14 protein-coding genes and 2 pseudogenes are annotated in these 17,384 nt (G+C 34.4%); 8 read left to right on the forward strand and 8 right to left on the reverse strand.

Annotated features, from left to right (window positions below; translation table 11 throughout):
- From Wcon_RS11400 to Wcon_RS03985, 7 genes and pseudogenes are all read right to left on the reverse strand, one after another.
- The coding region (locus Wcon_RS11400; protein ID WP_179947479.1) for a collagen-like domain-containing protein at window positions 1-3,728 on the reverse strand (3,728 nt) is incomplete at its 3' end.
- Between the two features lie 502 nt (window positions 3,729-4,230).
- Window positions 4,231-5,688 (reverse strand): DegQ family serine endoprotease, encoded by a 1,458-nt coding sequence (locus Wcon_RS03955; RefSeq protein ID WP_114517290.1) that lies wholly within the window; start codon window positions 5,686-5,688, stop codon window positions 4,231-4,233.
- Between the two features lie 3 nt (window positions 5,689-5,691).
- Window positions 5,692-6,564, reverse strand: a complete 873-nt coding sequence (gene hflC / locus Wcon_RS03960) for a protease modulator HflC (RefSeq protein WP_114517291.1) — start codon at window positions 6,562-6,564, stop codon at window positions 5,692-5,694.
- A 2-nt stretch (window positions 6,565-6,566) separates the two neighbouring features.
- Complete coding sequence (gene hflK, locus Wcon_RS03965) at window positions 6,567-7,592, reverse strand: FtsH protease activity modulator HflK (RefSeq protein WP_114517292.1); 1,026 nt, start codon at window positions 7,590-7,592, stop codon at window positions 6,567-6,569.
- A 459-nt stretch (window positions 7,593-8,051) separates the two neighbouring features.
- Window positions 8,052-9,863: a DNA mismatch repair endonuclease MutL gene (gene mutL / locus Wcon_RS03975; protein ID WP_114517294.1), complete on the reverse strand. Its 1,812-nt coding sequence runs from the start codon at window positions 9,861-9,863 to the stop codon at window positions 8,052-8,054.
- 7 nt (window positions 9,864-9,870) lie between these two features.
- Window positions 9,871-10,372, reverse strand: a pseudogene (purE, locus tag Wcon_RS03980) (5-(carboxyamino)imidazole ribonucleotide mutase).
- A 521-nt stretch (window positions 10,373-10,893) separates the two neighbouring features.
- Window positions 10,894-11,035: pseudogene (locus Wcon_RS03985) on the reverse strand (transposase); the annotation flags it as partial.
- A gap of 754 nt (window positions 11,036-11,789) precedes the next feature.
- On the opposite strand from Wcon_RS03985, the gene Wcon_RS03990 reads away from it, so the two are divergent.
- The 8 genes from Wcon_RS03990 (at window position 11,790) to rpoD (ending at window position 16,385) form a co-directional block, all read left to right on the forward strand.
- Entirely contained in the window at window positions 11,790-12,086 is a 297-nt protein-coding gene (locus Wcon_RS03990; protein WP_047759418.1) for a helix-turn-helix domain-containing protein, read from the forward strand.
- A 60-nt stretch (window positions 12,087-12,146) separates the two neighbouring features.
- Entirely contained in the window at window positions 12,147-12,539 is a 393-nt protein-coding gene (gene rpoZ, locus Wcon_RS03995; protein ID WP_114517295.1) for a DNA-directed RNA polymerase subunit omega, read from the forward strand.
- A gap of 28 nt (window positions 12,540-12,567) precedes the next feature.
- Window positions 12,568-12,813: a monovalent cation/H+ antiporter complex subunit F gene (locus tag Wcon_RS04000; RefSeq protein ID WP_114517296.1), complete on the forward strand. Its 246-nt coding sequence runs from the start codon at window positions 12,568-12,570 to the stop codon at window positions 12,811-12,813.
- Window positions 12,814-12,819: 6 nt separating this feature from the next.
- Complete coding sequence (gene mnhG, locus Wcon_RS04005) at window positions 12,820-13,119, forward strand: monovalent cation/H(+) antiporter subunit G (RefSeq protein WP_114517297.1); 300 nt, start codon at window positions 12,820-12,822, stop codon at window positions 13,117-13,119.
- Window positions 13,104-13,625, forward strand: coding sequence for a DUF4040 domain-containing protein (locus Wcon_RS04010; protein WP_114517298.1), 522 nt, complete (start codon window positions 13,104-13,106; stop codon window positions 13,623-13,625). The genes mnhG and Wcon_RS04010 overlap by 16 nt, the downstream gene beginning before the upstream one ends.
- A complete protein-coding gene (locus Wcon_RS04015; RefSeq protein WP_114517299.1) occupies window positions 13,618-14,037 on the forward strand; it encodes a Na(+)/H(+) antiporter subunit B in 420 nt (139 codons plus the stop codon). Before Wcon_RS04010 ends, Wcon_RS04015 begins: the two co-directional genes overlap by 8 nt.
- Window positions 14,034-14,336: a cation:proton antiporter subunit C gene (locus Wcon_RS04020; RefSeq protein WP_047759422.1), complete on the forward strand. Its 303-nt coding sequence runs from the start codon at window positions 14,034-14,036 to the stop codon at window positions 14,334-14,336. The genes Wcon_RS04015 and Wcon_RS04020 overlap by 4 nt, the downstream gene beginning before the upstream one ends.
- A gap of 138 nt (window positions 14,337-14,474) precedes the next feature.
- On the forward strand, window positions 14,475-16,385 hold the full coding sequence (rpoD, locus tag Wcon_RS04025; protein WP_114517300.1) for an RNA polymerase sigma factor RpoD: 1,911 nt from the start codon (window positions 14,475-14,477) through the stop codon (window positions 16,383-16,385).
- 624 nt (window positions 16,386-17,009) lie between these two features.
- Here the strand turns inward: rpoD and Wcon_RS12470 are convergent.
- A complete protein-coding gene (locus Wcon_RS12470) occupies window positions 17,010-17,375 on the reverse strand; it encodes a group II intron maturase-specific domain-containing protein (RefSeq protein WP_255565485.1) in 366 nt (121 codons plus the stop codon).
- Window positions 17,376-17,384: the final 9 nt, after the last annotated feature.

Raw genomic sequence — 17,384 nt, forward strand, 5'->3', positions numbered from 1 at the left:
GTACCGGTATCTCCTTTCTCACCCATATCGCCTTTTATTCCTATGGCTCCATCTGATCCTTGAAGACCTATATTTCCTTTGTCACCTTTAGGACCGGATATACCTTGTACTCCATCTGATCCTTGAGGACCAATATTTCCCTGTTCACCCTTTGTACCTTTTGTTCCATCCATACCTGGCTCACCTTTATTGCCTTGAGGACCTATATCTCCTTTTAATCCATTTATACCTGGCTCACCCTTGCTGCCTGGAAGACCTTGTGTACCATTGAAGCCCCTCAGACCTGGCTCACCTTTTATACCTGGCAATCCATCTTCTCCTTTAGGACCTTGGACTTCTCCTGGATTTTTCCTTAGTTCTTCTGAAATGCTTTGTGTTAGCTCGGTATTATTTGCAAGTTTTTCTACTAATGTATCACTTAGTAACACATCTGCTAGCTCTTGAATTTTGTTATCAGCTAGTGCAATGGCTATTCCTGTGTGAATATCTTGATCATCGATAATTCTTCCTGCAATTTGCTGCTCTAATACTAAATCTCCGTCTTGATTACGGTATTCAAGTACCTGATTAGCAATGGTGCCATTATTAATTAATTTTTGTACAACTTCTTCAGGACTTGCATTTACACCGCTATCCCCTCTATCACCTTTTGGTCCAGGAGCTCCCGGTGTTCCTGGAGCGCCATCTACTCCTTTAGAACCTACTGGACCCTGCGGACCAGGCATTCCTGGTGCTCCATCTGCTCCTTTAGGGCCCGGGGTTCCATCTTTGCCAACTTGACCTGGCGTTCCAGTATTTCCTTTCTCACCCATATCGCCTTTTATTCCTATGGCTCCATCTGCTCCTTGAGGACCAATATTTCCCTGTTCACCCTTTGTACCTTTTGTTCCATTCATACCTGGCTCACCCTTATTGCCTTGAGGACCTTGAACTTTTCCTGGATTTTTTCTCAACTCTCCTGCTACTCCTTCTTGCAATGCTTGGTCATTTATCAAGATTTTTTTACCTTGATCATCTTTCGCTTCTAGCACTGCTTTTCCTAGCTCATCTACTTTAGTGTTAAAGAAGTTATGAACAATATTTTCAACTGTTGTTTTTGCTGCGCCCACATTGCCTTTTAATTGAGTATACTTAAGTAAATGCTCAGCCAAATTTTCCTTATTTATTTTTTGTTCCACCATGTGGAGAGCTTTTGCTTGCTCATCTAAACCACTATGCGATAGAAGGTACTTAGCAAGTCCCCACCCACTCACCTTATCTTCTACAAGAGTATTAGCCTCTTCTTTGTTCATACTGCTTCTATCAACAAGTAATTCGGCAAGTTTTTCTGCAAATTTTTCATATTTCTTAAAGGCCATAGGATCGGGATTATTTTGTTGTGTAGCATCGCTTGTTATTGCGTTTACAATATGTTTTGCAATTTCTTCCGCTTCCTTTTGAGAAAGTTTATGTACTACTCCTTCAGTGAGTTTTGCTTCATCAACTTTATTCATAAATTCCTGTGGATCGAGATTAACTTTACCAGCAACCTGAGTTGCAAGATTTTCACCATTGCTGTCCTTTGTATTAAGCACTACGTTTCCTAGCTCAGCTTTTTTACTAGTAACTAATTCTGTTGCAATTTCTGTAGTACTTGGGGTATCTCCTTTCTCACCCTTTTTACCCTCTGGACCTTTTGCACCTGTTGGACCACTACTACCTTTTGGTCCTTCATTACCTCTATCTCCCTTCGCTCCACTTTGACCTTTTGGACCTATATCTCCTTTTATACTTAATCCTGGTTCTCCGGGCTTTCCTTGCATACCTACCCCTGGTTCCCCCTTTTGACCCCGCAGGTTAACAGCTTCCCCTTTCTCGCCCTTTGGTCCTAAAGCACCTGGAAGACCTTGCTGACCCCTTTGACCTGGATAACCTATTATTCCATCTTTACCTGGAATACCAGGGAAACCTAACTCACCTTTATAACCTGGAGGACCAGGGAAACCTCGCTCACCCTTTTGGCCTCGAGAACCTAGAAAACCTCTATCACCTTTGAAGCCTGGAGGACCTTGTATACCTTTATCGCCTTTTAATCCATGCGCACCTGACGCTCCAGTATCTCCTTTGTTACCTTTAGGACCTTGAATTTTTCCTGGATTTTTTCTCAATTCTTCTGCTACTCCTTCTTGTAATGCTTGGTCATTTATCAAGATTTTTTTACCTTGATCATCTTTCGCTTCCAGCACTGCTTTTCCTAGCTCAGCTTTTTTACTAGTAACTAATTCTGTTGCAATTTCTGTAGTACTTGGGGTATATCCTTTCTCACCCTTTTTACCCTCTGGACCTTTTGCACCTATTGGACCACTACTACCTTTTGGTCCTTCATTACCTCTATCTCCCTTCGCTCCACTTTGACCTTTTGGACCTGGCTGACCTATTATTCCATCTTTACCTGGAATACCAGGGAGACCTGGCTCACCCCTTTCACCTGGTTCACCTTTGGAACCATCAAAACTTGCTTCACCAGACATACCTGGCTCACCTTTTAGACCTGGGAGACCTGGAACACCAAAGAGACCTGGGAGACCTGGAGGACCCACTACTCCACGGTTACCTGGAATACCAGGGAGACCTTTCTCACCCCTTTCACCTTTGGAACCATCAAAACCTGCTTTACCAGGGAGACCTGGTTCACCTTTTTGACCTGGAGGACCTTGTACACCAGCACGTTTTAATCTTTCAATGTCGCTTGCTAAAGCTTTAATTCTTTCTTCTAAATTTATATATTCTTTAGTGTTCACATCAACCTCCAAAAAGTTGTCAAAATTTTCTAAGTTATAATAATAAGGATATGGACCTGGGCTATTGTCATAGTAATAATAAGGATATGGATCTGGGCTATTGTCATAGTAATAATAAGGATATGAATCTGAGCTACTGTCATGCTCATATCTCAAATGACCGGGGTGTAAGTCATGAAATCCTTTGCATTCACCATCTTCATCTGATATGCAGCCAACATAATTATTGCCTAACTTTTTTGCTGTAAAATAACTATCTTGCGCTTTTAAGCTCTTTATTTCATGAAAATGAGATAACTTGAAATTATTATCCTTGTGATCGAATATTGGAATAACGTTATTCAATATGTAAACCTCGCCACTAGTGGTATCATATACATGAACGCTCTTATAGTATCTGTATTGCGGTTCCTTAGAAGACCAGTTTCTTGCTTGTATTGTAAGCCTTTTATCAGGCGAATTTTTAAGATTTTCTAAAATAAGACTGATATTTTTGCTACTAATTATGTCTTTTGGATCTATTAAAACCTTGCTATTTTCTAGCAGTTCATAATTAGCACTACATTTGTTAGCATTATATGTGTAAACATGGATATCATTTGTGTAATTTTTAGGTATATGATCAATAGTAGCTATAATAGTATCTTTGGTATCATAGTAATAATAATAAGATTTATCAGAGGTAGTAACTAAAGCTAATTTGTAATCGTTTCCTACCTTTTCTAGCTTTAGCCGTAGCCCTTGAGATAAGTCGTGTAGTACACTTGTCACGTTATACTTCAAATCCAGAATTTGAAAATCCTGATTAGTAGGTTGTTCAGTGATAATGTAAGATATACTAGGTAGGCTAAGTGTTGTTTTGTCATTTACTCTTATTTGAGTAGTTGTTACATAACGATTACTGCAATCTTTTTGAGGAACATCTTCCTTTTCTAGTTTAAAACGCATCTCCACCTCCCTTTGCGATTAGATATAGTTAATTTACAGACGTTAATTATTGATTAATAATGATGATAAGTAAATATAATTATACTCTATGCTAATTTAATTATAAATTGACTTGTGAAAGAAAGCTGTTCTTTTCTGTCATTCCAGTACCTAAACAGTAGTTACTCACAAGCAAAAAAGCTAACTTATGCTAACATTCGGTGAAATTGTGGATGTCATTGTCTGGGCATTGGCATCTGTTATGTCACAAAAATAAATGTTCATTATAATTGTAATTAGCTATAAGCATCAAAAACTTTACCAATCTAAAAAAGATAAGGTAAGTCCAGAATTTAAATTAATAATTTACTAATGCTTGGCTAAATATAGAGAAAATTGCTATAACTTTCACTAAAATGAATTTTATTAAAAACACCCTTATCGTTATGATAAAGGGTATATAAGAACCTGTCAAGCAATTTCTTATGACTTAGATTCGATGATAGAATACAATGTAAAATAGCTACTTCTTCAATTTTATTGAAGTAAAGAACTGGTTTCCATTGCGGTAAATGAGCAACATTATTGAATCTTTGCCATTTTTCTTTACTACTGAATCAATTTGTTTTTGAAAATCATTAGTGTTTTCAATATCGATTCCATCTAATTGGATAATGATATCCCCTTTTTTAATAACACGCAGTGTGGAATTACTATTACTATCTACACTGGTAACTACTACACCTTTTGTGGGTGCATTATTTTTTAGTTCTTTTGGCAAATTTGAAACGGTTAAACCACTTATATAACTAGATGTTGATTTATTTTCTTCTTGATTATTATCTAGATCATCGTTTGCAGATTCCTCGATTACAACCTTGATATTGACTTCTTTACCCTTTCTAAGTAACTTAGTTTGTACTTTTTTCCCAAGTTCAGTTCTTGAAACCATTTGCGGTAATTGTGTCATTCTATCAATTTTTTTACCGTCAAATTCTAATAATATATCACCTACTTTAATTCCTCCTTTCTCTGCAGGACTACCCTTTACTACACTTGCAACTAGTGCACCTTTGGTGTCTTTTAAACCCAAGGATTCAGCAAATTCTTTTGTTATAGGCTGAACCTGCACACCAAGCCAACCATGTTTTATTTTTTTGCCACTTTTTAATGTGTCAATAATTGACATAGCTAGATTAGATGGTATAGCAAAGCCTATACCCACGTTACCGCCAGATTCAGATGGGGAATAAATAGCAGTATTAATGCCTATAACTTTTCCATTTAGGTGAAATAATGGTCCCCCTGAGTTGCCTCTATTGATTGCAGCATCAGTTTGAATAAATTCATTCATAGTACCAATACTAATGTCTCTAGATCTTGCGGATATAATTCCTGTGCTTACAGAGCCACCCAAACCAAATGGGTTACCTATTGCAATAACTGCATCACCAACCCTTGCTGTATCAGAATTACCAAATGCAACAAAAGGAAGATCTTTATCAGAATTAATCTTAAGCACAGCAAGGTCAGTTTTTGCATCGTAGCCTAAAACTTCTGCTTTGAAGTAAGTGTTATCGTTCATAGTAACTGTGATATCTTGGGCGTTTTTAATAACGTGATAATTAGTTACTATTATTCCACCTTTATCTATAATAAATCCAGAGCCAAGCAACACCACCTCTCTGTTAACGCTAGGGCCCCTGTCCATAAAAAACTGATCAAAGTGCTCAAAAAATTCTTTAAAATCATCAAAGAAATTATTTCTTGGTGTAAAAGGAATTTTAGTTCTATTGTTATTTTCTTGCTTAACTATTTGCTCACTTGAAATATTTACAACTGCAGGAATAAGCTCTTCCACTATATCAGCAAGTCCTTGATATACAGGGCCCGCAACCGTTTTTGTGAACACATTAGCATATGAAGAAAACGCAATTAGAAAGTATGCAAATATAGATAAAATAAATGCTTTACTTCTCATAAACTATTTCCACCCCTTGTTCAAAATATCTAAGAAATTATTATTTGGTGAAAGCACGAATTTAGTATTATCCTTAGCAAAGGATTTACTGTAAGCGCTCATAGAGCGATAAAAATTAAAAAACTCTTCATCAACCTTAAATGCCTCATTATAAATTCTAGTTGCTTCAGCATAACCGCGACCTCTTATTTCATGCGATTCTTTTACTGCACTAGAGACAATTCCCCTTTTTAATTTATCAGCTTTTGATCTAATTTCCTGCCCAGCTTGTTCTCCTTCTGCTCTAATTTCTTTTGCTTCCTTTTCTCTTTCAGTTTGCATACGGCGGAATATTGCAGAACTATTTTCTTCTGGCAGATCTGCTCTCTTAATTCTTACGTCTATTATTTCTATGCCAAATTTTTCAGCTTCAGAATAAACTCCATGCTGGATTAATTGCATGACTTCTGATCTCTTTTCATTTAATAAATTAATCAATGAAAATCTTCCTATATTCTCCCTTATGTGAGCTTCTATGACAGGATATAATCTTCTAACTAGCCCTGATTCATTTTTCACAGTTTGGTAAAAAATGATAGGATCCACTATTTTATATTTTGCATAAGCATCTACTATGATACGCTTTTGATCTGCAGTTATCACTTCTCTTGGGGTTTTATCAGGACTTAGATCTAAAACTCTCTTATCAAGAAACTCTACGTTATTTATAAACGGCAACTTAAAATATAAGCCGCTGTTCCTAACATCTCTTACAACCTTACCCAGCTGTATAACTATCGCTTGTTTTGTTTCTTCTACAATAAACATCGAGTTAGATAAAGCAATCAATAAAACAACAAATATGAAAACAAAAACGATTTTAATATTACTACTCATGGCTATTTCCCTAAATTTGTAAGAGGTAAATAAGAAAACATACCTTTCAGATCATCTGTTATAACAAATTTATCTACCTTACTAAAAATGTTTTCCATAGTTTCAAGATAAATACGATTCTTAACAAGAGAAGGGTTTTGTCTGTATTCTTCATAAAGAGATAAAAAGCGATTTGCATTACCTTTTGCTTCATTTATTATTTCATTCTCGTATGCTTCTGCATCTAATTTTATCTTTATTGCTTCACCTTTTGCGCGAGGTATAATATCATTACTGTAAGCATATGCTTCGTTTATAGTACGTTCTTTGTCTGCGCGAGCACTTTGTACATCTCTAAATGAGCTAATTACTTTTTCTGGTGGGTCAATTTTTTTCATTTGAACAGATAAAATTTCTATCCCCATTTGATATCCATCAAGAATCTGTTGCAATAAAATTCTAGTATCTCTGGAAATTTCAGCTCTACCTTGACCTTCGAGTGCAAAAGAGATCGTATTCTTACCTATTATCTCTCTCATAGCACTTTCAGCAGCATTTTTAACGCTGAAACCAGGTTTATAATCCCGCACTTTAAATAAATAATCTTTAGCGTCTCTAACTCGCCATTGGATCTCAAAATTAACGTTGACTATGTTCTCATCTCCGGTGAGCATCACACCTTCACCACGATCTATATCTCTCCCATAAGAGCTACTTATCCCAATTTCTTCACGATTTACTTCCTTAACATTCACTTTAAAAACCTTACCAATAGGATAGGGAAAGTGATAGCGCAAACCAGATGTTTCTGTATCAGAATATTTGCCAAAAGTAAGTTCTATGCCTTCTTCGCTAGGATGAACAATATAAAAGCCAGTACAAACATAAAGCAGCAAAATAATGAAAATGATGAAATAAGGTTTTTTGCCTCTATTTCTGGTGAAGCCATTAAAAAAGCATCTTATATCAGACATAGCTTTACTTAAAATATCTTCATTATTGGAACCTACCGGTTTCTTGCCAAGATTCCAAGGATTATGCTCATCCATAAAAATTATTGATTTTATAACTAATACGCTGATATTACTTAATCTTATCAAAAAATGCAAAACTATTTTATTTACAAATTAATTATCAGAGCGAAAGGTATGATCATACACTGCCTTTTCCCTGTATGATATGGTCGATTCTACAGAATTTGCTGGCTTTTTGAATTCCTTATTGTCATTCTTGAGATGCACTATGTCCTCGTGAAAACTACTATGATTTTTTAATAATAAAAACGCTAGAATTGTAGTAACTAGTAAGATGAACGCTCTTTTTCTATACCTCATACAATCTTGACATTAATGCCAATAAGCCAAATTTCGCTTATCTTTCAACAGAGTTAAAAGACAGGACAAGTATCTTTAGTCTATATTCACAACTTAATTTTGTTTACAGTCTTAGAGGTAGCATTGTTCAAGTAAATAGATGTAGATATTGCTAAACAAAAATATGACAACTTCTCACCTCCGCTCAAACAATTTTTCAATATCACTTAGTTTCACTTCTATATAAGTTGGTCTGCCGTGGTTGCATTGTCCAGAATGTGGCGTTTTTTCCATTTGCCTCAATAATTCATTCATTTCCTCCAATTTCATCTTCCTACCTGCTCTAATTGATCCATGACAAGCAATTGTGGCTAGTATTTTATTTACTTTATCTTCTATAGGCAGTGTATCCTCTATTTCTGTTAATCTATCCACTATATCAATGAGCATCTCCTTCACATCTATTGCTCCTAAGATTGCAGGGACTTCTTTTACTATGACCTTATTTTCTGATTTAATTTCAATATCAAAACCCATTTCGAAGAGCTTATCTTTATAAATTTCAATCATCTCCATTCCAGCTTGATTATTGATTTTAACTGTTTCAGGCAAAAGCAATTTTTGTCTTTTTATACTTGATTTTTCTTTTAAGCACTCGTATACTAACCTTTCATGGGCTGCATGCTGGTCTACTATAATTAATTTGTCTTTTACCTCGGCAATAATATAAGTGTTATAGACTTGACAGTGTGCAAACCCAAGGGGATAGTCCTCTATCAAATCAGTTTGTTCCCTTTCTAGAACTATAGTTTCTGTTTGTGGCAGAGACTTTTGCATACCAGTATAATCAAACGATTTTGAATGCTCTGACAAGCTTTTTACCTCTACATTTGGAGAAGTAAACTCTCTCATTAACTGATTTTCAAAAGGACTTATTTTTTTTTCATAAAATTCTTTTTGAGTACCAAAACTCTCTGTTGTTGAAGTAATTGGACCACGCGCTGGAATGACATCAGAGGTACCTATTCTTGTTGATAATATTTTTATTAGCCCTCTTCTCACTATTTCATACATTAGCCTCTTGTTCTGAAATCTTACCTCTGATTTGTTTGGATGCACATTTACATCTACTTGATCATACGGTATCTCTAAGTGCAGCGCTGCAAAAGGATATCTATCACTTGGAATAAAGTCGTGATACGCATAACGAATCGCACCAACAAGTAGATTGTCCTTAATAGGCCTTCCATTGACAAACGTATGGACCATATCAGACTTACCACGATTGACAGTTGGTCTACAGATGTGTCCTGTGAGTTTAATGCCGTCTTCTTCTTCGTTAATTTCCAGGGAATTATCCTGAAATTCTTTTTCTACTTCACACAGTCTGCTAAATAACGAAGCATGCTTAGCATATTTCAGAAGCCTTTTATTCCCGGAAGTAAGAGTAAACCCAATACTATAGTTGATCATCGCTAAATTATTTACGATATCAATGATGTTCTGCGTTTCCGCCCTTTCAGTTTTTAAGAATTTTAATCTATTGGGAGTAGCAAAAAATAAGTCTCTTACTTCAATATGCGTGCCTTTTAATAAAGAACAAGGTGTAACCTCTCCTATTTTTTCTCCCCCCTCATAGCTTATAGACCATGCTTCATCTGCTCCATTTGCCTTAGACGATAACTTTATTCTACTTACTGCTGCAATTGAAGGCAAAGCCTCTCCTCTAAAGCCAAGGTACTTGATTTCTATTAATTCACTATCACTTAATTTTGAAGTAGCGTGACGCGTAAACGCAAGTTTTAAGTTATTCTTCTCTATTCCACTTCCATTATCCATCACAGTAATAAGATTGCGCCCACCACTCTCTATTTTAATTTCTATCTCTGAACTTCCAGCATCTATTGCATTTTCCACTAATTCCTTTACTACGCTTGCCGGCCTTTCTATTACCTCTCCTGCTGCTATACGATTTATAGTTTTCATGTCTAAAAGGATTATTGCCATAAGCTCATTATAATGTTGGTTTCTCTTTTACTGCTTTGGTCTGTTTTTCTCTCCATTTTTTTTAATCTACCTGCAATTTCACTGTTAGAAATCGATAATATGGATGCTGAAGTAATTGCAGCATTGCATGCCCCACTCTCGCCTATAGACATTGTTGCAACTGGAACACCCTTTGGCATCTGCACTATAGATAACAGACTATCTAGCCCATTTAATTGCTTGCTGTGCACAGGAATACCGATAACAGGTAAATAAGTAAGCGACGCAGTCATACCAGGCAAATGAGCTGCCCCTCCTGCACCAGCTATAATAACCTTAAAGCCTTTTTCTTGAGCAGACTTAGCAAAATTAAAGAGTCTCTCTGGTGTTCTGTGTGCGGATATTATAAATACATCATGTGAAATTTCCAATTCTTTTAATAAATTAATAGCATGAACCATAGTGCCATAATCCGATTCGCTTCCCATAATTATAGCAACATCTTTTTTCATTTTTGCTGTATTCAACATAATTTTATTTACTAACTAAATAGTGTTTCAGAAGCAACAAATATTTAAATTACATTGCGAATATAATATGACATTCTCATTAAATAGAAATTTTGGAAATTGAAATTAATCTCTATATTACAATATAGAGATTAATTTCTGATATAGTAGTCTGTTCATAATCCTTTCAAAAGCAAAGCGATGGAAGCCAGAAGAAGGTTTGTAGGCTAGTATTGAGTTTTCACTCGCCACAATTGTCTACACTTTTCTAAAAGAGTATTCGGAACCCGCCTTTTGACAATACAGCAAAGATCTCAACAGTTGCATTCTTTTATTTGAGTTGAAAATTTTTCTCCAATATAGCCTGAATCGATCAGTATGTTTTTGATTCAGAGTTTTGCATTTTCGACCATTCTAAGAACCTGTTAAAATCTTTTTAGGGGTAAAGCAGTAAAAGCAAATGTGCAAGTTAGTGTTAAGTTTCCGCTCGCCACAGTCTTCTACATTTTTCCAACCAAGCAAAAAATAACCCATCTTTTGGTCCACTGACAACCACTTTTTAGAATGTATAGCACTCCACAAAATATGCCCATACAAATCAACTTTTCTTGGTCTTGTTTTCTTCCTGCTGCTCTCCAAGATTAGCCTGATTTTTTCAAATTGCTCTCGACTTATATCACTTATTTTACATAGATATACCTCATTCTTAATCTATGCTTATTTTACCTCATTATCTAGAGATTCTTAACAGGTTCTTACAGCGCTATGCCGTTGTCACATAAATTGCATGTTTGTCTATCAACTGCACTGAAATCTTTTTACATAGCCTTTTCTTTTGCCATTATCTGCGTTTAACACTTTGAGTACCAATTATGTATAAGCTGTTTCCGACCATTGTTTCTTCGCAACTACTTCTTTCATGCTCCAAAACACCTTTTTTACTTCCGCTATGCTTTTCACTTCATTTTTTAAAATAATCTTGCCATTTTGGAAACTCTGTTAGCCCACTCAAAGTAACTTTTTAGAACCTATAACACTCCACAAAATACATTATAAGTCTTTTTGGTTCTGTTTTTTCTATAGAGCTCTGCTCAACTCTTTCTCTACTTATCTTACTTTGTTTTCATGATTTATATACTCTATCCCTGACCTTATTCCTTTCTTGAAACCATATACAATCTCTAAAACGAGTTTGTAAAATGATTATTTCTATATTTTAAACTTTATAGTTTTAATTTATTCTTTCTATTAGTGATTTTTTTAACAAAATAATAATTTAAAATTACTAGTATTTTGATAGAGATATAGTCAACTTAAAATTTTAAGTATCAGTATATCATTATAGTTATTGACAAATTATATAATATTAATATATTGGTATATTAAATATTATGATATAATATTTAATAAAGCTAATTGGTATGTGAGAGTAAAAATTATGGAAATAATATCATTAAACAATCTGGATAGTACAGAAATAAAAGCAAAGTTGCTTTACATAATAAACAAAATTGTAGAAAAAAATACTTGGACTCAAGCTTGTGCGGCTGAGAAACTTGGTATTGATCAGCCAAAGGTGTCACAAATTAAAAATGGTAAAATAGATGGTTTTTCTTTAGAAAGACTGTTAGGGTTTTTAAGAAAGCTTGATCATGAAATAACAATTACAATAACAGAAAATCAAGCAGTAAAAGCTAAAACAGAAAAAGTAGAATATGGAGTTGCATCTCAATAAATACGCAGTTGACATCTTATTTTTTGTGATATAGTATAAAGCTTATCAAGGTGGTGTTTTATGGTTGAATCTATTGTAGAAAAGTGTGTAGAACAGGTGCATAACCGTTTTAAATTGGTTCTGCTGGCAAGTCAAAGAACGCATGATTTAAGTACAGGGACAAGCGATCCAGTTCAAATGGTTAAGTTTAAAGGGCATAAGGACACTATAGTTGCTTTATATGAAATAGCAGAAAAGAAGGTAGATACTCATGAGTTGTTTAACCTTTTGGTGAAAAGGTGCAAGGAGTACATGAAAGGAAATATGAATAATGCTTACAGTCGTAGTCCAAGTAAGCTAGCCAGTTTGTTAAATTTTTCTGATCATCAATTTAACACAGATCTTGATATAAGTCAAGGAAGCCAAGATGATGAAATAGATGATCAAGATAGCGGTGAAAAAGTACCAATTTAGAAATCTGCAGAGGTTATATAGTTTATAAATGATTAGCATTGCTATCTATGCACTTTTGTTCTGTATGAGTGTAATGTTATGTTGTATAGTGTTTAGATCAAGTGATGTATACAATAAGGTTTTAGCATTCAATAATTTTTCAACGCAAGTAGTTTTACTCATAACAGCAATATCAATCATTCTTAACAATTTCTTTTTAATTGATATAGCACTACTGTATGCTAGCATTAGTTTTATATCAACTATAGCACTAATGAGATTAATGTTGTTTTGATAATTTATGATAGCATCCATTCTCATATTTTTAGGTGTTTGTTTAGTAGTCATTTCAAGCGTAGGAGTAATAGTATTTCCTGATTTCTATACTAGACTACATGCTGCAGGTATTGCAGATTCTAGTGGCGCAATGTTGTTGTTGATTGGTTTTGCTTTGCAAAATAAATTTTCAATCAATACTATTAAAATTATATTATTGATTTTTATAATATGGATAGCCAATGCAACTAACAGTTATATTTTAGCGCGTACTCATTATAAAAGTAAGGACTATTCAAGAAGATTAAGATGCTGGAAATACTAAATCTAATATTACTTTTGCTGTTACTCACGGTTACTATTTTTATAGTCCTTTCAAAACACTTAGTTGTAAGTGCTGTTCTAATGTGTGTATTTAGTTCACTTATTGCACTTATATACTTGATTATGAATGCGCCCGATGTTGCAATTACTGAAGCTTCTGTCGGTGCAGGACTGAGCACAGTCTTTACGTTTGCAGCACTCTCTTTGATAAAGAATCACAAAGTAAACTTATCTCATAGCCCCATAACACTTTTTTTTATGTTGGTTTTGACTGCATGTTTATCATACTTTATGATTCAATTGCCAGATTTTGGCAGTCATGATGCTCCAGTCCATTTGCATGTTGCTCCTTATTATATAGAAAATACTGAAAAAGCTACTGGTATTCCTAATATAGTGACAGCTGTTTTAGCAAGCTTTCGTGGCTATGACACGTTTGGAGAAACTATAGTAGTTTTTACTGCTGCACTTTGTGTAATATTAAAGGAAGAAAAAGAAGGTGATTAAAGATCCGATATTAAGTGTAGTAACATTTTTGATGATACCTTTTATCACTTTGTTTGGTTTATACATACAATTTCATGGTGACTACACTCCAGGTGGAGGTTTTCAAGCAGGAATAATTATTGCCTCTGGGATAATATTATATTCAATGTTATTTGGCATATCTACAACTTTAAAAGCAATACCTTACTCTGTGATCAAATTTACTAACGTGCTAGGTATTTTAACCTATGGGGGAACGGGTATTATAACAGTTTTACTTGGCCAAAATTTTTTATCTTATAATATATTATCAACTAATAATAGCACAGGTCAAAAATTGGGTATTTTCTTAGTGGAGCTGGGTGTAGTATTTACCGTCTGCTCTTCCATGCTAATCATATATATAAGTTTTGCTCGTAGGAAAAAACAATGACCCTATATAATTATATAATCATTACTATATTAATGGTGCTAGGTTTGTATATTATTATAAACGATAAAAATTTAATCAAAAAAATGATAGGGTTAAGTGTCTTACAAGCATCTATTTTGTTATTTTACATATCTCTCGGATACATAAAAAGTTCTTTGCCTCCTATATTGACTTCAAATTTTTATTTATATAGCAATCCTATACCTCACGTTTTAATGCTTACTGCTATAGTGGTTGGAATTGCAACATTTTCAGTTGGATTGTCCATAGCAGTAAGAATGGAGGGAATAATTGATTAAGAAGAGTGTGTATAAATTAACAGTATCTTAAACTATATGAAGTAGCAAATAACTATGAATTAAGAATAAAACTATAAGCTTGCTCATTGTAAGTTTATTTGATAATAAGAAATAAACTTTTAAACTATAAAGGTAATGATGTCAACTATTAATGATACAGAAGATAGAAAAAAAATTATCAGAGCTCTTGTAACTAAAGGTATAAGGAAGGGTGGTTTTATCACCTTTGATGATATAAATGATAAGTTGTCAGATGAAAATTTTTCATCTGATTTTATAGATGATACTATATCTTTATTGCAGGACTCTGGAATTAACATACTTGAAAGTAGCGAAGATGAGGAAGAAGCTCCTTCTAATAGTGATAGTAGCAAACTTGATGATAACGAGACATCGTTGAATACTAATGCAACTTTAGTGCAAAATGATGATCCAGTAAGGATTTATTTGCAAGACATGAGCTCTGTAAAGCTTTTGTCACGAGCAGATGAAATTGAGATAGCAAAAAAAATTGAGTCTGGAAAGCATAACATGTTATGTGCAATAATTGAAACATCAGCGGCATTCAATATGATAAAAATGTGGCGTGATGATTTAAGTGGGGGAACTTTTTTACTGAGAGAAATTATAAATCTGGATGCAATTTATAATTCTGATTTTAATGTGGTACCCAAAGAAAAAAGTGAAGCTGAGGATATTCCTGAAGATGCTAAAGACTGTGTTGATGATGAGGAAAAAGGTAATGATGAAAAGGGAAATGAGAGTGAAGATATAAGTTCAGTGAATTTAAATATTTCTGTTCTTGAAATGGAAAGTGATTTATTGCCAAAGGTTATAATGGCATTGGATGAGATAATCACTTTAACAAATGAGGCATTGATATTGAAAAAAAATTCTAAAAGTTTCTCTAGTGAGCTAGAAAATTTATATAATCAAATATGGTCTCTAGCATTACAAGTTAAGTTTAGTGATGCTGCTATTGCAAGAATTACACAAAAACTTTACGAAATAAATAGATTAATTGTGCTTGAAGAAGCTAATCTTATTGCTGAGGCTAGAAAGTACGATATTGATAGAGAAAGTTTCTATAATGTTTATGGTGATGTACTTTTAAAGCACGAGTTGAGAGAGATAAGTCTTCTAAAGATCAATGAAAACCAGTCTTCTTTTACAGGTAAATTAAAAAATAAATTCTTAAGGTTTATAAACGATAACTATGAGCATATAGCTAGTGCCTTAAGCAGTATTAAGCATCATGTACAAGGAGATAACGTGCAAGAGTTTAAGAAGCTAATCAAGAGAATACAAAAACACGAACGAGAAGTCTCTGAAGCAAAACAAGAGATGATTAAGGCTAACTTAAGGCTAGTGGTTTCGATTGCTAAAAAGTATTCAAAAAGAGGTCTTGATCTGCTTGATTTGATACAAGAAGGCAATATTGGTCTTATGAAGGCCGTAGATAAGTTTGATTATAAACGTGGATATAAATTTTCGACTTATGCTACTTGGTGGGTAAAACAATCGATCACTAGGGCAATACCTGAGCAGTCTAAAGTAATTAGAATACCAGTTCATATGGTGGAAATTATCACTAAAATCAATAGAATATTAAGAAAGATAACTCATAGAACGGGTAGAGAGCCAACATTAGAGGAATTAAGTATAGAATTGGAGATGCCGATAGAAAGAATACGCAAAGTTATGAAAATAGCAAAAGATCCGGTAAGTCTTGAAGCTCCAACAGGTAAAGATGATAATAGTACCTTCGGTGATTGTATAGAAGATAAGCGAGTTTCTAAACCAGAGGATGCTGCAATACTTGCTGACTTGCGCGGTATTACGACCAATGTTCTTGCAACTTTAACACCAAAAGAAGAAAGAATTCTAAGGATGCGTTTTGGCCTTGGTAAAGATGGGAAGGAGCATACTTTAGAAGAAGTAGGAAAAATTTTTAATGTAACACGTGAGAGAATTAGGCAAATAGAGGCAAAAGCACTGCGCAAGTTGAAACATCCAAACCGCGCTAGAAAATTTAGAGGGTTCTTTTAAGTATACGTGTCAAGTTAAGAAGAAGCTGATTTTGCCCGGAAAAAGTGGAGAAAAAGTCAGAGCGTTTTTAAAATAAAACGTTTTTTCAAAAAGGTATGATATGAAGGAAATACACAATAAAGTTTAAAATGGGGGTTGTAAAAAAGTTGCACTGCTATTTTTCTCTTTTTATGAATCTAATGAAACAACATGCTAATCTACGGTAAATATTATGACAAACAAAAATGACAATTCTAATTCAAAGTATAGAAATTTTTATGTTCTGGGTGATAGTTTATCCGATAATGGTGCAATCATTAAAATTTAAAATAACTTATCCTTTGTAAGAAACGTGAAATTTAGTTCCCCCTTTCATCAAGGAAAATTTTTAGTAATGGTCCTACTGCTGTTGAATATGTAGCAAAGTATTTAGGTTTAAAAGAATTTAAGCCGAGATGGAGTTACTCATTTTTTGGCAAATGCCACGAACAGCAAGGTCACAACTATGCGGTTTCATATGCAACAGCATCTGAAATTCTTGACCTTATTTTTTCTTATTTCTTCAATAAATTTCGTTGTAGGGTCGAGAGCTGGCGCGCCTCCTTTAGGGTTTGGTGGTTATTCCATTCGCTTTCGTTGAGGACCTCAATCCAAAATTCCCATATTTACGTTTCCAGCTCCCGCCTCATCAAACGCAGCATGCGGTTTTCCCGCACTACGCTTTCCTAGCAGATTCTTACCAAAGTTTATAACATATTGTACTGGTTGTGCTTTCGGTTCATAGTATCGTATTCTATAGTCTGAATACAGACCAAGTTTATCTATCCATTCCTTACTCCACCTCTTCCAGCCAAATCCTTTTCGCATTTTCCTGGATCTCATTAAGTTGCGTCTTGTTTTCTTTTCTACCCATTGTTTAACGTAGTTGAAGCTTCGACTTGAGTTCCCAATTCTAAAGTAGTTTGTCCACCCTCTCAATATTGGATTGATGATTTTTATCACCTTCCCTATCGGTTGCGA

It is taken from the genome of Wolbachia endosymbiont of Cylisticus convexus, assembly GCF_003344345.1.